At 43.6% G+C, this 23,626-nt stretch carries 12 protein-coding genes and 1 pseudogene; 7 read left to right on the top strand and 6 right to left on the bottom strand.

What is annotated here, in order from left to right; translation table 11 throughout:
* On the top strand, positions 1 to 903 hold the full coding sequence (locus tag ACTJJJ_RS06050) for a hypothetical protein (protein ID WP_440701662.1): 903 nt from the start codon (positions 1 to 3) through the stop codon (positions 901 to 903).
* 43 nt (positions 904 to 946) lie between these two features.
* Positions 947 to 1,558, top strand: a complete 612-nt coding sequence (locus ACTJJJ_RS06045; RefSeq protein ID WP_440701661.1) for a hypothetical protein — start codon at positions 947 to 949, stop codon at positions 1,556 to 1,558.
* 430 nt (positions 1,559 to 1,988) lie between these two features.
* On the opposite strand, the gene ACTJJJ_RS06040 is transcribed toward ACTJJJ_RS06045, so the two are convergent.
* Both ACTJJJ_RS06040 and ACTJJJ_RS06035 read right to left on the bottom strand, forming a co-directional pair.
* The gene (locus ACTJJJ_RS06040; protein ID WP_440701660.1) at positions 1,989 to 2,885 is read right to left on the bottom strand and encodes a hypothetical protein; all 897 of its coding nucleotides are present in this window, start codon (positions 2,883 to 2,885) and stop codon (positions 1,989 to 1,991) included.
* 142 nt (positions 2,886 to 3,027) lie between these two features.
* On the bottom strand, positions 3,028 to 4,473 hold the full coding sequence (locus ACTJJJ_RS06035; protein ID WP_440701659.1) for a hypothetical protein: 1,446 nt from the start codon (positions 4,471 to 4,473) through the stop codon (positions 3,028 to 3,030).
* Positions 4,474 to 4,865: 392 nt separating this feature from the next.
* Between ACTJJJ_RS06035 and ACTJJJ_RS06030 the strand changes: the two genes are divergently transcribed.
* From ACTJJJ_RS06030 to ACTJJJ_RS06010, 5 genes are all read left to right on the top strand, one after another.
* Positions 4,866 to 5,711 (top strand): hypothetical protein, encoded by an 846-nt coding sequence (locus ACTJJJ_RS06030; protein ID WP_440701658.1) that lies wholly within the window; start codon positions 4,866 to 4,868, stop codon positions 5,709 to 5,711.
* 158 nt (positions 5,712 to 5,869) lie between these two features.
* Positions 5,870 to 11,887, top strand: coding sequence for an ATP-binding protein (locus ACTJJJ_RS06025; protein ID WP_440701657.1), 6,018 nt, complete (start codon positions 5,870 to 5,872; stop codon positions 11,885 to 11,887).
* Complete coding sequence (locus tag ACTJJJ_RS06020) at positions 11,888 to 12,868, top strand: hypothetical protein (RefSeq protein ID WP_440701656.1); 981 nt, start codon at positions 11,888 to 11,890, stop codon at positions 12,866 to 12,868.
* 46 nt (positions 12,869 to 12,914) lie between these two features.
* Positions 12,915 to 14,180: an AlbA family DNA-binding domain-containing protein gene (locus tag ACTJJJ_RS06015; protein WP_440701655.1), complete on the top strand. Its 1,266-nt coding sequence runs from the start codon at positions 12,915 to 12,917 to the stop codon at positions 14,178 to 14,180.
* 56 nt (positions 14,181 to 14,236) lie between these two features.
* A complete protein-coding gene (locus tag ACTJJJ_RS06010) occupies positions 14,237 to 14,956 on the top strand; it encodes a hypothetical protein (RefSeq protein WP_440701654.1) in 720 nt (239 codons plus the stop codon).
* An 18-nt stretch (positions 14,957 to 14,974) separates the two neighbouring features.
* Here ACTJJJ_RS06010 and ACTJJJ_RS06005 read toward each other — a convergent pair whose 3' ends face one another.
* The 4 genes and pseudogenes from ACTJJJ_RS06005 to ACTJJJ_RS05990 form a co-directional block, all read right to left on the bottom strand.
* Positions 14,975 to 18,865 (bottom strand): hypothetical protein, encoded by a 3,891-nt coding sequence (locus ACTJJJ_RS06005; RefSeq protein WP_440701653.1) that lies wholly within the window; start codon positions 18,863 to 18,865, stop codon positions 14,975 to 14,977.
* A gap of 187 nt (positions 18,866 to 19,052) precedes the next feature.
* Positions 19,053 to 19,850, bottom strand: coding sequence for an SOS response-associated peptidase (locus ACTJJJ_RS06000; RefSeq protein WP_440701652.1), 798 nt, complete (start codon positions 19,848 to 19,850; stop codon positions 19,053 to 19,055).
* Positions 19,851 to 19,857: 7 nt separating this feature from the next.
* On the bottom strand, positions 19,858 to 20,334 hold the full coding sequence (locus tag ACTJJJ_RS05995) for a hypothetical protein (protein ID WP_440701651.1): 477 nt from the start codon (positions 20,332 to 20,334) through the stop codon (positions 19,858 to 19,860).
* 54 nt (positions 20,335 to 20,388) lie between these two features.
* Positions 20,389 to 23,621: pseudogene (locus tag ACTJJJ_RS05990) on the bottom strand (error-prone DNA polymerase).
* Positions 23,622 to 23,626: the final 5 nt, after the last annotated feature.

Here is a 23,626-nt window from a genome sequence, read left to right as displayed (position 1 = left end):
ATGGCAAAAAAACTGACAATTATTTTTCCTGGTGTTGACTTCAAGGAACAGATACTTCTTCTACAGTCCACTATTAGCGATGCAAAAAATAAAAAGCAATCGATTTCATTGTTAGTGATCATGCACCTGCTGAACCTAACTGCTGCGAATCGAGGTCTACGAGATAAATTGACAGAGCGAGGTTCGTTTAACCCCAAGGGAAATGGATATGTCAACACTTTTAACGCTCTATTTCAGGAGGAAATACATGACCTTGATAGTCAGTTGGGGTCAGTCACACTAAGTCTTCCTGACGAGCTATTTGTCGAGTTGGTGGAAATTTCCCCGACAGAATTGCTGTTAGATTTTAAAAATGGAGAGTTGCCTTTAATTGAAGTCGAGCGTATGCCTGATCTGACAGACTTCAGCGCTAATTTTATTCTCGAAGCCATTAAATTTCATCCTAATGGAAACGATACAATTTTAAAAGAGGAAAATGATGAAGGCGAAATAAAAATTGTTGTTGATTACACTAGGCCGACTAGCGCCGGTGTTGAAATTGTACCAGAGGGGCAGTCACTACGGACTAAACTTTACAATACCCTTAGCTTGGCGTTCGCAGACCGTAGATGCGGGGGAGGGGGCCCACCCATTACTCCGCCGCCGCCGCCGGCAGATCTCGCTAAGGACAATATTGAGATTAGCCGTGGAACTGCTCAAGTCGGCACTTGCGTTCAGCAGGGATTTGGTTTTTTTATCTATAATTTGCATACAAGTCGAGCAATTCAGGCGGACTATCTTAAAGAGGAACGTGGGACGACACAACAATTCTCGGTACCTCTTTTACCACTGTCTTCTAAGCAAATCGGGTGCGTTGTTCCAAACGTAACGTTTCACGTTCTAGAGTCCACTAAGTACATCTAAAAATACCACTGTGGAAGGCATCGCTTAAAGCGGCACTTTAATAATGAAAACACGTGTAAACTTTCTTGTGCTACTGGGGATGGTAACATTTTTAGTAGCCTGTTTTCATTTTTGGTACTTTACCCAAGATTTTGTCCTTAGCACGGCCCTTGGATTTCTTTTTGTCGGTTCATTAGCGATAGGCGGACAGATGCAATTGATGATGCGCATAGCCAATCGTAATGCTTCGGACGGTGGAGCCTTGAGGTTAAGTTGGCAGAATGCTAGCCTTTCGGCTTTGGCTCTTTTGGGGTTCGTGGCAACATTTTTTATCGAAGGGCCAGCGCTTGAACTGATCGCAGTAACTGCGCCACTTATCTCACTAACATATGGATTTGCAAGGATAAGATGCTGTATAATAGGATGTTGTGGTTCTGATTTGACAAAAGTGCCGATTCAGCTTCTCGAGGCGAGTTATAATTTAACGCTGTCTTCCATCTTAATTATCTTACTTTGCCAGAGTCAAATAGCCAGTGTGCTATTCGTTTTTGGGACTGCGTACACCTCCGGGCGTCAATTATTTTACTTTACAAAAGTGGAAGAACCGAATGGAAAATGGGTGGCGGTAAACTCATTTTTATTCGTGCTTTTTGTCTTCTTTTCTCTCGCTTTTTGAGTTGACGAGTCCTTATTAAGCCATGTATTTCGTAACAACCGAATAAGTGTTCTGTGCGGGTGCGTCTCTTCCTGAATTGCCTGACAAGGCACAGGTTAACGGTACTACATAAAAGAAGGCTCAGGGGCTGTTGCACTGAAATGAAAAAGTGCCCTGCAAGTGATTGTCTTGCAGGGCGCTTGTTTGAGATATTTGTGATTCCGCTGGGACTACATCATCTTTATGAAAAGCGCCACTGCGGCGTTATTTCGAAGTTTCAAAAAATCGGGGTCCCGAATGGGGTCCCGTTTTCTTTAACTTGATTTGATTCGTTTTAATGAACTTCTTTATGTTTTGTCAAAGATACAAAAGTCCGACGAATCATTCATTATATATCACGGGTCATGGTTAGTTAAAGTCGCTTAAACAATTAGTCTTACACTGTTGATCGTTATTCTTTAAGTGAATCAAGAATCTCGCAAACTAGGTCCAGGGGAATGTCCCGCTGGCTGAATCGGGCAAGGGAACCGTCTTCATTTTCAAAAAACTGATCAACAAGAACCACGTCGAAGTTTTCTTCGGTCAGTTCGCTCGTCTCTTCATTGATCATAAATGCGGCATCATACAATTCCTTTTTGATTAAAACTTTGACGAATCGTCCAATGCTTTCAACGCTGCTGCTCATCTCAAAGAGCAACGGGATAGCGGGAAATTCCTCAGGTTGCTTCTGCAGATCAAATTTAGCAGGCCCCCACTCTTTATAGTCTTTGAGCAATTGCAAGGAATTGAATGTCGGCGTTAGACTGGTTTTAATACAGTTTTCCACCCTGTCAGCTCTGGTTGTAAATGATACGCTTGAGATAGGCAGGCCGACATGCTGGGCAAAGTTGCGCAGCTTATAAAAAAAGCGGTAAGCGAAGCAGGTATCAAATTGACGACTTAGCTCGCCTTTAAACTCCCGAAACTCTTCGGATTGCTTACCAAATTTCCGGTTCAGATAAGAATCAGTATGATCAATAAAGGTGCGCACAGAACTGAGATAATTCAAGAAACAACGGTTTACTATTACGTAGACTTCCGATATATTTGCCCTAGTTACTCCGTGCCAGCTATCGGATTTTTTTGTCAGCATTTCCGCCGCATGCGTGAGTTCGTCGATTAGCTGTTGCTCATTATGCATTACGAATTGCAACAGCCTTTCACTGGCGGTCAGCTCTTCTAGCAGATTAAGTGCTTTCTGCCATTTTTCCAGGTTATCTTCTCCCAACTCCTTGAAAAAGCGGATTTCAGTTTCACCGGTTTGTTTGTTAGTGTGAAGCGTTGCAAGACATGCGTATTTTGCCGGCATATAGCTAATTTCAATTCAGGTTTACGAAGATAGTGATGACGTGTGCCAGGCTACAAACGATTAAGGTTAGGAGAGAAGCTGGCGCCATGCCCTCCCGGGTATTGAGGACGTAGTGCCACCTTAACGGCTTCAATCCTAGAATTCAGGCAGGGCCATTGTACCTTATCCAAGGCTCAGGCTGATCGGGTAATATTATCATGGCAACAATCCCACCTCCGAACTCATCTGCCATTTGACCTAGCCCAAGTCGTTCGTTATATTTTGATTCAGCCAAAAGACACTGTTTGCCTTTTATTTTTATTTTTAAATCAGTCTCGACTTCTACGATACCACAGATGTTGTGAAAATATTCTCCCAGATTGCCCCCCTGGTAATCGCTTGTGAAGCGATCCACTATCTTTTTATAGAAATAGGCATGGCCAATTTTGTCAGACATTCCTGGAATTTGATTAGTATTCTTAGAGTGCGTGACTAAAAAAGCATCAGGGGTACATGCCCAAAGAAGGGCGCTGGGCGATTTAAGAAGTTGGAGATAGTCATTGCGGTCTTCGTCCGCCAAGACAAGCCCTCCCTGAATAATGCAAATTTCCGTGAGCAGGTCGCTTCCGATCAATTGTTGATAGCCTGCGGAGTACAATGCCGTGAGAAAAACGGTGCCGTCAAGGAGATATCTTAGCAAAGAAAGTGTCTGGTTAGCGGTGCGGTTCCCAAGGCTAAGCGTGCTGGACTTTTGTATTACAAACCCCATTTCCTCCAGATTCTTTGTCGCGTCTGATATTTGATTTTCATTGATTTGTCCAACATAGCTACGTATTTGATCATATTTAGAGTGGGACCGAAGTTTCTTTCGTGTCACCGCTTTGCCCTCAATCAAAAGAGAGGATAAAACAAATCTTTGAACCAGATCTATCTTCAATCTCGATTCACTTTCTTCTGCCAGGTCGACGTAATCTTTTAAGCCGGTGTTTGCTTTTATTAGGCCACAGATCTCTCCATCTTCTGCCAAAGCGGCGAACTTGCCGTCGCTGCTAAAAACGGTGAACATTTCATTGCTAAACTCAATCAGCCAATACCAAGACTGCTTATAGTAGATTAGTTCGGTGCCAGTCACAGTCTTGGACGTCATTAGTGAAACCTGGGCAATCACACCCTCCGCGGGCAATATTTCAACACCCTTCTTTATTAAATTTATAAGATCATCCCCTGCGATTATCTGTACATCACCATCGGGCACTCGAAGTGCCCGGAAGTGCCCCGACACATTTCCGTTGACCCCATTGAGTGCAATGAAGCAACCCTGAACACGGCCTCCGGGGCCGTGCTCCCTCGCGTATAGTTTGCCTAAAAACTTCAACCAATCAGGCATTGCAGTCGGTGCTCTATATGCTTTACACTCGCAGATTACTTCGTGCTTAATATTGGTTTTGATTGTCGGCTGAATGAAAGTGGCCGAAATATCAATCTCATCTCCACCGGCATTAACTTCATTCTTTACAATATCGGTATAACCAAGTTGGCTGAGAAGCAACTTTGTCAACTGTTCAAGCTGATTGCCCTTGTCATCAGAATTTATTCCCAGAATAATCATTGCACTTATTTTTTGTTCAGTGATTGGTGCTCGTAGATACACTCAATCTGCAAGATAGAGCATTCATAACATAATCTTTGATGATTCCAGAATACCAAACCAAGCGTTAGTTTATTGTTGCTATGACTAATGAGTCTATACGGATAGTTTGAAGTCATACTCTATCAGAATGAAATTGCTCCCTGCAATTTAACGACTTGTAGGGAGCTTGTGTGAAAGGCTGTGACTATGCTAGTAAAAAACTCGAACCGTCTGATTGAAGATACGCAAAGTGTAATAGGCGGATTCATAGTATAATATGCTTATGCTTCTCGTTTTGCGGCTTTCTTAAGTATTGTTGTGTATTGGAATTGCTTTTTTCTGTACATTTGCTTTGAGCTCAGGACGGAAGCTTGCCACTCATCATTGCAAAGCTGAATCAGCACCGTCTTCATTTATTAGGTTTATCATCGAAAGGATACTCTCGTTTCGAAGGATGGTGGATGGGTGACATTTTTTGGCGAGGGACCATTTCAATGATGAATAGAAGAGCAAACGGCCATAGCAGCGATTTTATAAAACGCCAGGCCAAAAAGATCGCAAAAGCGACAAGTGTTCCGCACAGCCAAGCCTTAAATACGGCCGCCCAAGACCTAGGCTTCACTAATTGGGCTCACTTTATAAATGCCGCTAAGAAAAAGTCACCTATCCAGGAAGAAGGTAAGCTCCATGGAGTGAAGGCGAATAATCCAGGCGCTCCGGAATTTGCTACCCTCGATAGAAGTTTTGACCCGTATAGAAATTTGCTGGTTGCTGCTACAAATAAGTTGCTTCAGAAAAAGCGGATTTCGCTGACTTTGCCGGATAAGGCTTCATCAGACGAACTCGACGGACATGTATTTGTGAAATTGTTCGGTTTCCCGTCAGTGATTTTATGGGAGCATATCGCCTACGATGAAGTGAGGATATCTGTCTGGTGGAAGTACGATCACTCCCTCCATCCCCAGGCAAATCTGAGCGGGAACGCCTGTGAAAATTTTGGCGGATCTAGTCCACTGGCAAACAGAGTCCATTACCGAAAATTTGTGGGAGTGGTAGCAAGCGGATGGTTAGAACGCACGGACGGCAAATTTATTCAAGGTAGTGACCGCAAAGGCATTTTTGATGTTTATACACGAAAAGGAGAAAGGGCATTGTTGGAAGCTCTTCCTAGACATCAACCTCTTGGATTTGGATCAGAAGGCAAATTTTATTTGTAATTTTTTCATCATCGGACACCGATAGTAGCTTACGCTACTATCGGTGTCCGATGATGCTTTTCTTTGCGCTATGTCCTGTTAGTTTGCAACAGTAGATCGGCGTCAAACGAATTGCGACTAAGCAATGTCGTTTGGTGATAATTCGCGGCCTATGACCAATGATTTTCGACAGCTTTTCCAAATTCAGGTGCGAAAAACTCTCTTGGGCGGCATTAAGAAGCTCCTTATTGTTGTCTAAATTTTTGCTTAATTTAAGCCACAAATCTAGGCTTGAAGTGAGTAGGAAAAACCCAAATAGTTCGATCAGGAGAGGCTATGAGTTCGAGGACCTCCACGTGTTACAACTTTGTGTAGACTGGCTATGCGAACCAGAAAAATTTAGAGGTATCAAGGTACAGTACGTCCCCGATGGCACAAGTGGGTTTTCGATTGATGACGTAGTTGTTGAGTTCCAAGACGGAAGACACAGTTTCTTCCAATTAAAACACAAACAAAACCCTTCCTACGACCTTTGGGACTTTGAACACCTTTTGGAAAAAGGAATGCTGCGATGGATAGCCTCTTATGAAATGGTTGTCGACAACCCCCTCAATAAGTGTAGTCTGATCACCAACGGTTCGGCGGCTCCCGATGTTCAATCATGCCGTGCTGGTCACAAAATTGAGCTAGCCAAAATAAACGAATTGTACCCCGAGATTGCCGCTAAGTTGAGAGACAATTTTTCAGAGAGTGTGCTGTCACAATTTTTTCTAGGCTTTGATTTTGTTTTCAGCCATCCAGAAAGGCATGAGCTTGAAAAGAAAATCCGTTCTAAGTTATATGACGAACTGAAGGTTACTAAGGCTGGTGTGGATAGTTTGTTGCTTTACATCGGTACTGAGGGATCTGAACAATATCCCAAGATGATTACCTTAGCTGATATAAGAAATCATTTGTCTTGGGACAATCCAAGACCTTTGAATCAGAATTTTCAGATACCCGCCGACTTTGAATTTTTTGATAAAATTTCTCATCAACATGTTCTCCACGATCTAAGGAATTCCAAGGGCGGCACTAAAGTATTTGTTGGCAACCCCGGTGCCGGGAAAAGCACATATCTTTCAAAGTTGTACAAAATTTTGGTACGGGATAAAGTGGCCGTTTTTAGGCACCACTATCATTTGAATCCAAAAGACGACTCTCAATTTGAAAGACTTAATGCAGATCGCGTGAAAGAAGCCCTTCGCGCTGCATTCAAAAAACAAACGTCAGATGTTTTGGAGGAGTTGAGTTGGGAAAACACAGAGTTTACACCACTAAGGGAGTTCATTTGTAAGATATCGACTTACTATTCCGAGCGTGGCAAAAGCTTTGTTTTGATCATAGACGGACTGGATCACGTTTTGAGAGAAGGAAATAGTGAGGCTGAATTACAAGATTTCATAGGGCAAGTATTTTATCCACAAGCCGGGTATTGGCTTTTGCTCGGCACACAGGAAATGGCGATGAATTCACTTCCTAATTCGCTGCTCAGGTTATGCCCTCGTGATAGTTGGATAGAGATCAAGGGTCTTTCGCGCGGAAATGTGGCTAAGATTGTCAGGTCGGCTACTAAGGCGCTAAAAATGAATATAGACCATCAGGGTGACAAAGAATTTATCAATAAGATTTATGAAATAACCTCAGGGAACCCACTACATCTCAGATATGTACTCGGGGAGCTCGTCAGTTCCAGCGGACGGCTTCTCTTAAACGATCTTGAAAGAATAGCTCCTTATAAGGGCGACATAAAGCTTTACTATCAAGACATTTGGAGGGATATAACTGGACTGGCGAAAACCTTTTGCTTTGCAATAACAACGCTTGATTTCAAGCTTCATAAAGAACAGTTGATCCAGCTTGGTAGTTACCTCGCTCGATATCCTTCCGAGATTAGTCAATGTCTGAATGAGATAAAACATCTGCTGAACTTTGGGTTAGCAGGCATTACCGTATACCATAACAGTTTTATAGTATTTATGAAGGAACAGCCAGAGCTCACCGAGCAAAAGTTTCTTCTATACAAAAGTATAAAGACCTGGCTGACCGAAAATGGCGACCACGACCTGAAATGGTCAGAGCTGGCAAAAATTGAATATTATCTTGGTAATTCAGCTTTGCTATTAAGCATCGATAAGGAGTGGATAGTAAAGAGTTATTTGCAATGCAAAGACGAGCAACAGATTCAGAACCTGCTAGATCTAGCAACAGAAGCAGCGTTTAAGGCAGGAGACTATAAGAAATCGATCTTTTTTGGTGAAATGAGTATGAGGTATGGGCGCCGTTCATACGCCCTTTGGGATGATAACCTCGGTAAAATATGGGTAACCTCCTTTAGGACCAATCCCAATATTTTCATCAAATATCCTGATTTTTCTAAATTAACCCACTATCAGCTGAAGGAACTGCTGATAGCCCTCAAAGACAGGGGGATGATTACGGAGATTCCACCAGAGGCCATTGATAGGATAAATTTATTGTTTCAAGATCAAAACATCAGTTCACAGGGCATCGCGGAGGACTGGATTGAGGTACTTCTAAACTTCGACAATACTGGCGGGCGAAGGGTTACTGACTTTTTAAAACAGTTTAAGGCGGAAGGTAGATCCGGTCACTTCTACGGCTATTACGTTCGCAAGATCGTCGAAAAATATGATAAGTTTGGTGATCTGTTAGCTCGTTTGTTAAAGGCAAAACTCAATGAACAGGAGAAAAGAAGCATCGGTGACGTGCTTGTCCAGGAGGATCTAAAGAACGGGCTGTTCTATTGGAAGGAATGGTTGAATGATTTTCAAATTCACACTAATTACAACTCTGGGATTTATCAATTTTTGGGCGACCATATTGTACCTGCTACATTAACGCTTAGAAAAAGAGACGAGTTTCAGGATGAGTATCGCTATGGATCAAGTGAGGATAATCCTAATGGGCATTATACAGATCATTTTTATACGGCATTATTTCTGAGTCTGGCCCAGAGGACTGGTCAGATACAAGAATGGATGAAAACCAATAGGAGTGACAAACAGACGCAGTTGTTGAAAGCAATACTGCAAATTGGGCAAAAACTAGCGTTTGGATATAATCGAAAGATACACATTTCGATATGCGATATTATTGCGCCATTGGATTCGATTGAAAATCTCGATTTCTATAAAGATCACTCCCTCTACGAACTGCGTCGTTCGACCGTTCCCCAAATTATTGATCACGTATTGTGGCTTACCAATGTCTTCAACAAGCACAATGGATTCAACACGTCAATTCAGACTGACGAAGTCAAGAAATTGCTAGAACATTCCTGGTATTATAAATCTCACTTATTTGATCTTCTTCATGATCGTAAGGTAACCATCTCTCCGGATGCATTTGTTTTCTTCACACAACACGAGTTGGAGAAGCTTTCAAATGAAATGATAGAGTTCAAGGACAAGACGGAGAGGATGGCAAATTTGGCGTTGCTAGCTTACGATCTTAGGGATTTAACAACTCTCGAACTTCTGTTATATCGGGCGGCTGAAAACCTTGTTTCCTACGGTAATCATAAAGATATGTTTTTGTATGACATCCTGCTAGGCACTGAAAAGCTAATTCGGGAACGTCCACTGAAAGTGAAGGAGTTACTTCGTTCTATCGCCCCTTATGTTTACCAAATAGAAAAACTTACTGATGGGGACGAGACAGGCAGCTTTATTTACGACTTTTCATCCCAGTTGGCTATTGTAGACGCTCCCGCTTTACACAGCTTCTATTTATCGTCGTTGCAGAGCCGGGATTACTATCTTTCGGAGAAACTTTTTGCCGATATCATCACAGAGCTTGATTTTTCGAACCCCATGAGTAAAGCGGTCGCGGCCACCGCAGTAGGTAAAATCCCATATGGTTCGTTGGAACGCATAGCCGCTCAAAACCAAGATGCAATGGAAGTGCTAACTGATGTCCAGGCTAATTTGGGAAAGATCGATTACGGGCGGGAGACTGACAGTCACGTGAACACATCCAATGATCATCGAGGCGAAGCGAGTAATAACTACGGAGAGATTATACCGAGTCGTTTGAGTGGACATCTGGAACGCATCCAGGGAGACGCGACATTTTGGAGACACGACCGATCTGTATTCATTTTAAATTGGGCAAAGCACTGGTTTAGAATGGCAGATCTCAATCAACATGAAATCACAGCAGGCCTGAAGACGGTTATTCAGGCCCAGTTTGAGGAATTAGACCACTCGGTGTTAGACTATATCTACCCTTTTATAAGGAATGTCGACAGGGAGTTTGCATTTCAATGCATCTGTTGGGCACAATCGAACAGTGGCTCATGGGCTAGCGACTATTTGTCTTCACCAGACGAAGCACGAGAACGATGGTCAAAGGTAGTCTCTGATTATCCCAGTCGGGTGGATGAATTCTTTAATACTAGTGTGATTAATTCAGGACGAAGGTATGGCAAAAGAGGAAAAAGCAACTATACCTTTTCTGCACCAAAGGCCATACAATTTTTTATTGATTCTGGAAAGGTGGAAAAGTCCGAGGAGATAGCCGGTTACTACATCGACTTATTGCCTTCACTATTTCCAAATTTAGACCTGCCGGAGCCTGAATTTTATTTAAAAAGCATTGAAATTGATCCGTTTAGGCTTCTCTTAAAGCGATTTGAATGGATCAGTCCAATAGTGAAGGAAAGGGCCGCAAAACAGCTCGTAACCATCTTGTCAAAAGATAGCACGGGCCAATATCATCGGCATTTTTTTCATTGGCTGAGGGCGCAGGTCCTTGAATCCAAAGCTTGTGAGGGATTGATTATTTTGCAGCTGTCGGTACGAAGGGCCGACAGCTGCTCTCCCCGATTTATTAAAAAAGAAAACTTAGCGGGACTTACCGACCTAAGGTGTACAGCTATTAACCTGATCATAGGTGCTATTGCTGATGAGCTTGGTATTAGTTTCAGGTTTCCTCGTTTTGAGTACCACGTAGTACTTTATAGAGGCGCATCGAAGAGTAAGGAGGAGTTCGAGGAATTAGTCGGCGAAAACCTCCCGCTCATATACGTAGATTACATGCGAGAGTTGCGAGAACAAAGTTCGGTTGAGGTTTGGCGGTGGTGGAATTCACTCTTTGATGACTGTTGTGCTGAACATAAGCTAGAATATAGTAGGGCTGACAAAAGATATGGATACGACGTCCATAATATCATGATATGTCGCACAACAGTTTTCGCTGAGGTTCTGCGCTCAACTTTTTTCAGATTGCTAGACTATCTGTTTTCAGAATTGGCAATCTCGAAGTCAGATTTATTTACTTATACAATTGCCAATTTTACAATCGAACCATCAGTGTGGTCTATCGTGCTCAATAGTAAGCCAGCTTGGTGGCCGAAGATTGATAGCCCCGTGAAGCTTAAATATAACCAACAACCTCCGGAGCTAGATTTGGATATTGAAAAGCTTTTGTCAACTGGGGACCAGCGCCAATTGATGACCTTAAATGCGACGATACCACAAGCAGGAAACTTTTATCACAGCGAATACTTCTATGGACTAGAGATACTTCCCTTCGCCGTCAGTGGAGAATTTAAAAAGAAATTTGACGCCTCTGTTGTCTTTCATGATCTTAGCTGGAATGCTGGGATGTGGTACCCGTCCGTGGATAACTTCCGCAACTTTGGGACATTTTCGAATGAATTGGAGTTCTTGGCTCCAAGAGCGGCAGGGTATCTTGGTAAAAACAGGATAGTTCCACTAATAGCGCCAGTGAGAGGATTGACTAGTAATATTTTCCAATACTACCGGGAGCTCCATCCAACCAGACTTCTTACGCCAGATATCGAAGGCTCCCTCAAGCTAGCGATTGACGACGGGCAATTACAGTATTTTGAGAGTGATTTGAGTGTTGGGACTTATTCGATTTTTTTGGATGGGCTTAGAGATAGTTCTGATATTCCTGAATTGTTACCAGTTGGCTCTTTTATGGTTTTAAGCAAAGCTTATTTGCTCGAGTATCTGGAGCGTAAAGGGATGAAGCTAGCGTTTGTCGTAAAAAAAAAGCTGTTCACCAAGGAAAGGTATCGTGGATCGAAAACGTTCGACACGAAAGAAGATTTTATCTTTGTTGACTTTTCCGGTGATCAATCGTTGGAAAGATTAATAAATGCATAGATGGCAAGCTACCAATTTCCTCCACTCGATAATTCAAAGCAGTTCGAACAGCTGGTATGTGATCTCTTAAATGAGCATTATCAGACGATATCTTTTAAATGCTTTGGTAAAAATGGACATAATCAGAAGGGCATTGATATCTTTTCAACCCAGCACCAGATCGTCGCACAGTGTAAGTTGAAGGATTTAAGCAGAAATGCGGTGGTGATAAAAAGAGATTTACTGAATGATATTGAGGCGACCTTGCGGAAATTGAAGGAGGAGTCGACGCCAATAGCGTTCGCGCAACTGATTATTGCAACAACGGCAAGCGAGCACCCTGATTACGATGAGTATTTGGCTGCGTTGAGAAATAGCTACAACCTATCGTTCGACGTGTTGCTATGGGGCTGGGAGAATATTCAACAAAGATTGAGCCACCTACCGATTACCCTGGCGAAATACTACCCGCAATTCAAAATAAATCAACAGGCGGAAAGTGAATTGGTGTCAAGAATCACTATGAAAAAGAGGATTGAAAAGGACTTCGCGGATTGGCTCAACTTTGATCCCGAAAATCGGCGTTTTCGATCAAGGATGATAATTCATTCGTCAACGGACAGGCATTACCCGGAACATAAAAATGAGAATGGCCCTTGGACTTGGTTTTCGGCAGAGATTGCACATCTAAGTAATAATGGGCTGAGTTTCATAAACGAGATTACTGACTTGTATGTGAACGAAAGTAATTTATGGACAAGCAAATGTCCGAGTGACCTTTCTGGGTTTAGGACAGTCAGAGCTGCTAAGATTTCAATTGTTGCCTTCGAGGATATTATAGACTATGACCTGGTTGGAGATGAGCATTACAGATGTCCTCATTTCTATTTGCGATTCAATGATCAAAATAGCCCTTTTTCAGAATTTTACTATCAAAGTTTAGGTGTCAATTCACAAATTGGCGGGCGGACTTTTGGTAGAGATTTGGAATTACGTGATTGATGTCAAACTCTAGTACTTTCGCTTTTGAACTGCTAATAATAAAGAAATGACGGTCTCAGATTTCAACCAGCTAGTGGAAACAAGGGGGGAAAGTCCGAATCTCGATTTTAAAGGAGATTGTCCATGGGATGCACAATCTATGGCGAAGGATTTTATTGCCATGGCAAACACTAGAGGTGGTGGCTCAATTGTTATCGGTGTCGCAGAATCAGATAGCAATTCGTTTGTGAAGGTCGGTATTAGTGAGGAGCACTTGCTGACTTATAATTCTGACTTAATGCACGATAAACTTGTGAGGTACATTGACCCTCCTATATCGTTCAAGGTCATAATTATCAGTGAGGTTAGCGGAATGAAGTTTGTCGTTATCAATATTTCTGAGTTCTCTGAGGTTCCCTCCATTTCAAAGACAAACTTGGACGGAAAATTAAAAGCTAATACCCTCTATGTCAGGACAAAATCTGGACGGCCAGCTAGCGTACCAATAAACAACGCATCTGATTTCAAGGATGTGGTAGAACTGGCGGCACTTAAGCTCATTCAGAGGCGACGCGATTTTGGATGGTCTATGGAAAGTGCGTCTGCCGGTCTATCAAAAAGCGCGAGACCAGAGTCCCCATCCCCATTATTGTCACAAATAAGGTCGCGCGGGTATTGGAGAATTGAGTTCTTCCCACTTGTCTCTTCAACAATTACTCCGCTCGGCAAATGTCTAACTTTGGTGGAAAAATCCCAAGTACGGTTAAACTGGAGTTTCCCATGGATACCACGAAATCGAGTTCCAGGAGAAAGTGTACATCCTGGCGACGATTGCTATGAGGCGGAATCCGACTGGGGCGAGAGAAAGGAATTTTGGCGCATGTTTCAGAGTGAGGAATTCGAGCTTTTTTCGGCAATTCGCGAAGATTGGCTCGACCGATCAGCTTATCAAGTAGGTTCATTTTCGAATGTTTCTGAAAAGCCACTTGGACTTATTGGCACTGTATACACAATGTTTACACAAACATTTGAATTTGTTGCTGGCTTACATAGAAATGGCCTTTATACCCATGGAGTCAAAGTTTCTGTAACAATGCCGAGTTCCAGGGATAGGCAGCTCTTTGTTGACAGGGATAACCGAAATGACTTTTATGAGGCGCGAATAACACGGGCTCAGGAGATTTCGATTGAAACGGTACTTACTGTTGAGCAACTGCAGGACACGAGGTCTGAGTCGAATGCAGCGATTAGGGCTTTTCTGCAGTATTTCAACTTTTATCCGAGCGCAGATTCAATAAAAATCGAGCAGGACAAGATTCTTTCGGGAAATTAACAACGAAACCATCCGAGCAGCTACTTTTTGGTTCTTTCAGCAAACCCATTATCTACATGAGTTCAGTAATAGGAATTCTTTTTGATGACGTTGTGAAAATAGGGACAGACACTTATGCGCATCAGCCATATCAACTGGGAGATGTTTACGTCAGGCATCATAATTTTTGCTCCAAGATTTTTCAGCTACCGCAACTAAGGTCCGTTTTTGCCAGTACTGGGAGTCAATTGTTGGGAAATCTTTTTTATGAGTTTGTCCAAACAAGACTCGTGGGTAAGGACATAAATTGTCTGTTGAATATTGACCCCAAGGTGTTCAGGGAGTTTGTTATATCGAGACAAGTTACTCAGGTTTTTGGTCATATTTATGCCTATGGGTTTGACTTTATCACAGGCAAGTTTTGTGGGTCATACTTGTATTTTAGTACAGAAGAAGCTGAATGGAGTTGGCACAATCTCACGAGCAACTCGGGGTCAGGTGATCCACATTATGTCGTTAATCCTCCCGTAGACGATCTCTTCTGTAAGCTTGAACGAGATTATCCAGACAAGGACTTGACGGCCGATGAATTTGTAGTCGCTGCCATTCGATTGCAACGGCACGAGGATCTTGCGAGGGATCTTGGAACACAAGTTGGCATTGGGGGGGAGATCATTCTCACAACTTTGGGCTTTAATTCGAGTGGCAATTTCGTTATTGGAACAGAAATTGTTTATGTATTCCCTGATAAAGATCAAATAGGCGAGCTGATGCTAGGGCCCGTCGCTTTGTCTTGAGTTTCAATTTTCAAAATTCTACCGTGTGACATTCTTTACGTCGAATGCCCGAGCCCCATCATAGTTAAATCCAACATAACAATCTACCAACGTTTGTTTTTGAGCATCGTCACTGTAGTGGTTAATTTTGCCCGGCTGATACAAAACCTGCAACCCCGATGACTCGATTTCTAAGTAACCCTTATTCCGATCAACGTACCTAATAACCTTAGCCTGGACTCTCTTAAGGCCCGTTGGATTCTCAAAGAACTGCTGCTCTCTCGACCATTTTCCAACTAGTCGGTGATTTACTAACGAAAGATCCTCGTTAGCCCAACCAATCCATTCGGGACAGAATACCTTACTATATGTGTAGGGCTTTTCTCTTTTTTGCACCACCTCCCTAGACTTGTCGTAATTGATGTGTCCACTAGGGATACCGGTGACTGCCTGGACACCATAAAGACACATTAAATAAAATGCTGTCTTTAGCGAGGGATGGTCAAAATCCCACTCCTCCATTTTGTTTATTAAGTCCGTGAGATTAAAGCTTGAATATCGGCTTACTTCAAACCAAGTTTGCAAATCTCTTTGCTCAACGAGATTTACGAGATTTTGCTCGATCAGTTCAATGATACGTCGGATGTCCTTTCCCTTGGCTTTCGAGAGATCAAATTCATTCTTAGCCATAATCGCAAATGATACTTGCCTCCGAACCATGTTTTGGTCATACCGAGTATTTCCAAGAAGTGTTTGCCATGACGCTACAATTTTCTCTTTTTCGCCAAAATATTTTAAGAGCATCAATTGCTTTTCACGAATTTTAGTGTTCTCAACGTCGTCGTTCAATTCTCGGTAGTCAAGAATTACTTCATTCGCTTCCATTAAAATCTCCCTACACCAAGAATTACCTGCAATAAATTCCGTATAGTCGAATTGTCTATTCTTATAACGAGAATGGAGAAATTGGAAGTTAATCATCTTCTCTACCATTTGCACAAATGAAATATATCCATGCTCTCGATTAGGCGCGGCGCCTCTCGCTTTTTCGAACTCGGTTCTTGCGCAAGCAAAAAGGCTATAAATTTTTTCATTGACTACCTGAGCTTCTTCCAAAACAGTGGCCGTGGGAATGGAATCCATTACCACATACAGCTCTGCTCGAAAACACATCCCTTTAATATGGAAGAATATATAATCTTCTTCAATTGACAATGCTTTATTGATTAGTTCTACGGCAGATCCAAAATCTCTGTTTATACTATTAAGTCTTGCAAAGTGCGCCCAAAAGTGTGCATTTTCATTTGGAAACAAGTCGGTCAAAGTTGTAAATACCTGTTTTCTGTTGCTATTATTATTAAGGTCATTTATGAGCTTCGAGAATAGCTTGCTATTGTATAACCCACCAGTCTCCCAACTTGGAGTGGATTTTTCCTCCTGCTCGTCGTCATCGTCTCTCTGTATGAATAAATTGTGCAATAATTCTAATACACTTTCGCTGCGATGGTCACTTATTTCACGGAGAGATTCGATCAGTCCAATTGCGAATTCTCGAAGCTTATGTGGTCTAATTGTTTCTGACCCATCTGCACCCAGTATTAGCTTCAGTAAAGTTTGAGCAATTAATGGATGAATAATTTTCCAACTCAAATCATCTGTTTCCAGTATAAGGTCATAAATCTTATCATTTTCTGTATGCCTTCTCAACCTTATATAATCTTCATTTATTTTTAGGAAGCGTGCGATTATATAATGAGGTACCTCTCGCAGTTTTCCTTTTGCGAATATCTGGCAAAATGACAAGAGGCTCAGTAATTGGACTTCCGTCTCAGTGATGTCATCTAGTCGTTTCTGAACATATTCAGTAATCGAAATGTAGTGCCTTTCATGTGCGATAAGTCCAAAGTAAAATGGTGTTAACACATTGGGGCTTTGGTCTGAGAGAATCGACTCGAAATTTTTGTTTCTATATTTTTCCGAGAATTTTCGGACAAACCGGTCAGCTTCTTTCTTATCAAGGGTAGCTGGAATATAGAATTGCTTTTCGTCTGCATGTGGTTCAGCAAAAGTGCTCTCAACGACGAGAAAGACTGTTTTTGCCAGCCGACTTCCGACGACTCTTTCCAACATCTCAATTTGAAGGGGAGAAATATTTGAGTTGTCGACGAGGACTAGAATTGGAAGTTCAGTTTGATGAGAAACGCGAAGAAGTTTTTCGACGAGGACGGTCTCATCGTAACTCGTGACGGTCTCGTTCAAAATCAATACAGGGAAGGTCCTGTGATGCAGATATGCCACACGCCTCGCAACAGTGCTTCCGCCGACCCCTGGATAATGCAGCAGGCGAACTATAGCACTCTCTACTCGTTTCTCTAATAGGTTGCGTATCGTAGCAGCCAAGTCGTCCGTTATGCTCCTATCAACATCAATATGATCATCAAGCTCTCTCCAGTTAATTCTACGACCTTGATAAAATGATTTTTCAGGAGCATGGTCGACCTCAGCTAAAATCCCTAGATGGATAATTGAAAAGTATTGCCGTACTGCAGTAACGTCACGACTTTCCAATATAATCTGCTTCCCTTTGGAAGAATGACATGGCAAAGCAATCTGGTTGTTTGCACCTGAAAACATCGTCCCTGCCAGTTCGCCAAATCCACTAGCAACTGCGGCAGATGGTATATCTATTATCTTACTATTGTTTTCATTTGCAACGGATGAGACTTGACTATTGTCATCATTAGCGAAAATGAACTCAATGTTCAGCATTGAATTCATTTCTTTTATTGAGTATATAATCTCTCTGATCTTAAACGAATCTCTTGATAATATTAGCACCTTAATAGGACGGTGGTCAAAGCAGTACTTTTGCTCATAAAACTTAATCATCAAGTTCACTGTATACCGGCCGTACATTGATCGCCAAGCAGAATCTTCACTGCTACTAACGAGACTATTAATCAATACACTATTTCCTTTTACAAAGTACCAGAACGATGTATTGTCAGGGAAGTTTGTGATAATATCTCCTCGATCACTAGGTGTGTGTACTATTTGAGAGATAGCTTGCGGATAGTCATTCGCCGCTTGAATCGCATCTAATAGGCCGCTACTTTCTGAATCTACATCCAAATCAAACACAAAAGACCATTTAATACTTTTAAAATTGGAAAGCTCATCTTTAGTCAGATTCAGTCGGTCTGTGAGCAGAAAATACGAATAGCTTTTGTCAAAATTCCCACAAAGTTGTTTTAGTACATTCCATTTAGAACCAACCGAATGATCGGGTTCGTGAATTGTCTTTGGCCGAAGTTGGATATAGTAAAGATTTGTTATGTAGAAGTATATAGCAAGGATAATTTCCGTCTTTGCAAATAATTCACTTTTCCTCATTTTGACAAACTCGTGGCCCTCTTCATTTCTGCACTGATAAAATACTTTGAAATGATTTCCCAGCGGGTGCGCACCTAAAAAGTATAGCGGATTTGCGAAATGCGGGCCTTGCTTGTTGAAAAAATCAGTAATGTATTGCTCTGTAAAATTTAGAAAATCAACCTGGCCATTAATTCGTTGACGTCTGAATAATGTTTTCAGAACGTCGGCTAGCATTCCCTGACCACCAGAAGTGGCTGGTTCTCCTGCTATCCTAAATATTTTCTTGATTAAGGCTTCGAGTTTTCCAGACAATAAATCTAGAGTAGATCCTACCAGAAAATGATTGCCGTCGCAATAGAGGTGCTGAAGTAGAACTTCAATATCGTCGCGACCATCTATGCTATTGTCTACATCTCTCTTTTCGAGTAATGCCTGAAAGACATCAAATATTTCATCAAACGGCGCGACGAGTTGAATGTTCGCCTCGGTAAAAATTGGTTCGATTTCTTCTTTAAGGTTGTTCTTGATTTTTTTCCATTCGCTCGTTGAAAGCATCGTTTGTCCGGGTTTAGATATTCGCAATATACTTAATCGACTCAAAACAGGTTCTTAGTTTAGGAGTCATGTATGGAAAGTGAGTTTTATTCTAATTTAATTAATTGTTAATGAGCTTGTTAGTCTATCGCCAATCGTATTCTTTTTTGAATTGGAATTTTGTTCTAACATTATTGAAAAGTGCAAGTTAAAACAAAGATGTTTGCATCTGCAAAGGCTCATCATTGCCCAGCGGCGGCAGGTTGTCGTAATGCCAGACTTCGTACTTATGTTTTCCGTCAGGTCGTTCCTTCTTGCCCCGCACGCTAAATACCGGATGATAAGCAAGCATTTCAGAAGCCAGCTGATAATCGAAAACAGCACGCATATCTTCGTCCGTGAAATGCTCAGATAGCCAGAACTGCTCCAACTCCGGTGTGAGGAATAGCGGCATGCGGTGTCGGAATTCCCCGTCGTTATGGATATTGGCCATTACGTCATTGGCCGTGCGCGTCAGCATGCCAAAGCTGCCCATCTGGATTTTTTCCCCGTTCGGACCAATGCTTTCATAAAGTTGGTAGAGACCAGGCAGAAATTGAATCTCGCGATCCTTAGCCCAGATATAGTAGGGCACCTTGTTTGCCCAACCGGCTATTGCACGATGCTCGTAAGTCCCGCTCACTGGAATCAGGCACCTATTTTTGCGTAAACGGTACCAGTATGACCGGGTGTCGCCCAAAACCCGTTCGGATTGCATATCGGCCATCTTAATCCGCTTTTTCTTGCGCATTGCAGGGTCTTTCTCATACGTCGGGTCAACCGACCATTCCATATCGGAAAGAATAAGCTCAGCTCCCTGCCGGGAAATGATCGGAAACGAAGGAAAACCAAAAGAAAGGACATGCTCCTGGTTTGGGAATTCCAGGCTTACGCGCTGGTCTTTGACTTTTGGGAACACCTCCCGGGTCAGCTCAATGTCGCTGTGTAATGAGATATCGTAACACATGGGCGCTCTATTTTATCATTTTATATGCATCAAACGTGTGTTCCGGCCCATTTGCAGTGACAACTGCTTTGAGCCTGCCATATTCGAGCGAAAGGTTGATGTCAATCTGGTCGGTTTGCCGGATCGGCATTCTCGCGCTGAGGTAAGATATAATATTTCTTTGATAATGTTTAAGAATTCTATTATCCCAATTGGGGTCACGGAATGTATTAAGGAATAAGTAGTATTTCGGGTCATTGATCAGGTCTGTAATTTTTGCAGCGTCGGCGCTAAGGTTTAATACCTTTCCTTCTTTCTCTGACAAGTGGGAGACGTGTTGCGCTGCTTTGAACTGATCTGTGTAAGGAGTGCCCATAAAGCCGCGGCCTGGCGCTATGCCGGGCCAATTGAACCGCTGTAGCACAATGAAGTGACTGCCATGCTGTGCAATCCGCTTCAGCATAGGAATATTCAGGATTTCAAAGGGATTGTAGGCAGCGGTCATCAGCTGGTCAGGGTTTACATTTCAAGTTAGTAAAGTTGTGTCAAATTGTGAAAGCTACCTGAAATTCCGGCCGGACGGAAAGATTTCAAGCTGAACCGCCTTCTTACGGACCTGTGTTTTTTTATTGACCGCCTGGCTGGCAAATTCGTCTTTTTCGTCGGCTCGCGAGAGTGTCTGTACGTTCGGCTCTTCTTCTTTGCTGACATTCAATTCGCGCAGCAGCGAGGACATATCAAAACATCTTTTCACTACAATATGGATTACTTCACCTTCGATCTGCAGCTTTCCTTCGACCATCAGCAACCGGGAGCGCAAGACTTCCTTGCGGTACTTTTCAAACAATTTTTGGAAGACGACCAGGTTAGCAACCCCCGTTTCATCTTCAATGGTTATGAAGCATACGCCGTCGGCGGTGCCGGGCCTTTGACGCACCAGGACAAGGCCAGCGACCCGGACAATCATGCCGTCCTTAAACTTGGAAAGATCGCTGGTACAGGTGACGAAGTTCGCAGTCAGCTGCTCCCGGATAAAGCTTACCGGATGTACTTTGAGGGATAAGGATGTCGAAGCATAGTCCTGGACTACGTGCTCAGACATGGATAGCTTGGGAAGAGAAACCGGCTGCTCGAAGTCACTGGCAGATTGCTGTCCAGTAAAGATCCCCATGGGGCGATCCGAAAGCGCCGTGGCCTCCCACATAGCGTTTCTGCGGTCCATCCCCATGGAGCAGAAAGCGTCGGCATCGGCAAGCTTTTCCAATGCCGCCTGCGATACGCCTGCATCCCTGATGTGATGGATGGCTTTATAGGGCTGCGTCCTTCCGGCAATCAAAAAATCCATATCCTCTTGCCTGATACCTTTTACCTGGCGAAAACCCAAACGTAATGCTTTGTATTTGCCAGCCTGTTCTTCGAGTGTATTGTCCCAAGACGAAATATTCACATCTACGGGTCGAACGATCACGCCATGTTTTCTCGCATCGCTTACAATTTGCGCCGGTTGATAGAAACCCATTGGTTGGCTGTTAAGCAGCGCGGCGCAGAATACATCCGGGTAGTAGCATTTGAGCCAGCAGGAAACATACACAAGCAGCGCGAAGCTGGCGGCGTGGCTTTCGGGAAAGCCGTAGCTGCCAAATCCTTCTAATTGCTTGAAAATGCGCCTGGCATACTCCTCCGTATAACCACGACCGGTCATGCCGTCAATGAGTTTTTTTTCAAACTGCGTGACCATACCGCTTAGCTTGAAGGTTGCCATGCTGCGGCGCAGCTTGTCTGCCTCAGTTGGAGTAAACCCTGCAGCGACGATAGCAATTTTCATAGCCTGTTCTTGGAACAGCGGTACCCCGAGCGTCCTTCCCAATATATCTTCCAGCTCTTTGGAAGGGAACTCGACGGGCTCCTCGCCATTCCTTCGTCGCAAATAAGGATGCACCATATCACCTTGGATTGGCCCCGGCCGCACAATGGCCACCTCGATCACCAGGTCGTAAAAATCTTTCGGCTTCAGCCTGGGCAACATGGATTGTTGCGCGCGGCTTTCGATCTGGAAGACGCCGATCGTATCGGCATGCCCAATCATTTCATAGACAACTGGATCATCCTGTGGGATATTGGCCAGCGTCAGGTCTAGCCCATAATGCAGTTTTGCCAGGTCAAAGGCTTTGCGGATACAGGTGAGCATTCCAAGTGCCAGCACGTCGATTTTGAGAAAACCCAGGGCGTCAATGTCGTCCTTGTTCCATTCGATATTTGTCCGTCCTGGCATCCTGGCGTTGAGTATGGGGCACAGATCGGTGATCTTGCCCTGGGTGATTACAAAGCCGCCCGTATGCTGCCCGAGCTGGCGGGAAAAACCCATAAACTGCCGGGTCAGGTCCAGGACTTTAAGCAGGTGCGGATCATCCGCGTTAAAGCCCTGATCAGAGATGCGTTTACCCTCAAACCACTCATCGGTAAACTCCCATATGGAGCCGGAAAGCTTATTGATGGCATCGACTGACATTCCCATTGCTTTGGCGACATCGCGGATCGCTCCTTTTTGATGAAGCTGGGTGACGGTGGCAACGATGGCCGAACGGTCGCGGCCATACTTTTCGTAGATGTATTGGATCACTTCCTCGCGGCGCTCATGTTCAAAGTCCACGTCAATATCCGGCGGCTCGTTGCGGGCCGATGAAATAAACCGCTCGAAAAGCAGGTCGAACTTGGTGGGATCGACACTTGTGATCCCAAACAAAAACATACCGTTGAGTTCGCTGCGGAGCCTCGTCCCTGGCAAAGTATACCACGTTCACGTGCGAAACGGACAATGTCATATACTGTCAGGAAGTAGGCTGAATAATCCATTTCTTCCACGAACCTGAGTTCATGATGAATTGCATTTACAATTTTCTCGGGCAACGGCTCGCCGTAAAAGTCACGCGCTCCTTTCCAGGCTAGGTAAGTCAGCTCCTCCAGCGGGCTTCGACCTTCGCTGGTGATTTCTTCAGGGTAAACATATTTGAGGCTGTCCAGGGAAAAAGTGCAGGCCTCGGCTATTTCCTGGGTACGCCTGATAGCATCGGGATAATTTCGGAACAGCCGGATCATTTCAGCCTGGTCCTTAAGGTAACGTTCTGCATTTTGGTGCAGGCGGAAGCCGGCATTGTAGATCGTACATTTTTCCCGGATACAGGTAACAATATCCTGTAACTGGCGGCGACCGGGATAATGATAGTAAACGTCATTAGTGGCTATCATGGGGATATCCAGTTTCTGGGATATTTCCGAAACCCTGAACAGTTTCTTCTGATCAGTGCCCAGGTAGGAGCGGGACGCGGACAGGTAAAGATCATTTCCCAATGCCGACCGGTAATCTTTCAGTGCAGTTTCAAAACCAGGCTCGAACTTAAAACCTTTGGAAAGTCCATCTGGGGAAACAGCAATGAACTTCATTCCCTTACCAAATTCGTAAACGTCCCTGCGGTATAGTTCGCATTTCCCTTTCTCGGTCCTGAGGTTTCCCCTGGAAAGTAAGGCCGATAATCGCGTGTAGGCATCTTTGTCCGTGGGATAAGCTAGCAAGCTTGGGCCGTCGAGAAGGTCCAGGCGTGCCGCAGGGATAATTTTTAACTTGCCCTCGCGGGCGGCTGAATGCGCCCGGACGATACCGGCTAAAGTATTACGGTCGGTAATAGCAATTTTATCGTATCCGAGTTGGCACGCCTGGTCCACCAGCTCCTCAGGATGAGAGCCGCCCCTGAGAAAACTAAAGTTCGTCGTTACCTGTAATTCTGTGTATTGCATAACCG

The organism is Dyadobacter sp. 22481 (assembly GCF_052044875.1).
Lineage (GTDB): Bacteria > Bacteroidota > Bacteroidia > Cytophagales > Spirosomataceae > Dyadobacter > Dyadobacter endophyticus.
Note: the sequence above shows the minus strand (reverse complement) of the source record. Positions and strands in the feature narration are given on the sequence as shown.

Bases quoted from the DNA above. Each gene is read 5' to 3' on its own strand.
- ACTJJJ_RS06025 (WP_440701657.1), top strand. From the start codon at position 5,870: ATGATTTTCGACAGCTTTTCCAAATTCAGGTGCGAAAAACTCTCTTGG.
- ACTJJJ_RS06045 (WP_440701661.1), top strand. From the start codon at position 947: ATGAAAACACGTGTAAACTTTCTTGTGCTACTGGGGATGGTAACATTT.
- ACTJJJ_RS06040 (WP_440701660.1), bottom strand. From the start codon at position 2,885: ATGCCGGCAAAATACGCATGTCTTGCAACGCTTCACACTAACAAACAA.
- ACTJJJ_RS06005 (WP_440701653.1), bottom strand. From the start codon at position 18,865: ATGCTTTCAACGAGCGAATGGAAAAAAATCAAGAACAACCTTAAAGAA.
- ACTJJJ_RS06035 (WP_440701659.1), bottom strand. From the start codon at position 4,473: ATGATTATTCTGGGAATAAATTCTGATGACAAGGGCAATCAGCTTGAA.
- ACTJJJ_RS05995 (WP_440701651.1), bottom strand. From the start codon at position 20,334: ATGACCGCTGCCTACAATCCCTTTGAAATCCTGAATATTCCTATGCTG.
- ACTJJJ_RS06020 (WP_440701656.1), top strand. From the start codon at position 11,888: ATGGCAAGCTACCAATTTCCTCCACTCGATAATTCAAAGCAGTTCGAA.
- ACTJJJ_RS06010 (WP_440701654.1), top strand. From the start codon at position 14,237: ATGAGTTCAGTAATAGGAATTCTTTTTGATGACGTTGTGAAAATAGGG.
- ACTJJJ_RS06050 (WP_440701662.1), top strand. From the start codon at position 1: ATGGCAAAAAAACTGACAATTATTTTTCCTGGTGTTGACTTCAAGGAA.
- ACTJJJ_RS06015 (WP_440701655.1), top strand. From the start codon at position 12,915: ATGACGGTCTCAGATTTCAACCAGCTAGTGGAAACAAGGGGGGAAAGT.
- ACTJJJ_RS06000 (WP_440701652.1), bottom strand. From the start codon at position 19,850: ATGTGTTACGATATCTCATTACACAGCGACATTGAGCTGACCCGGGAG.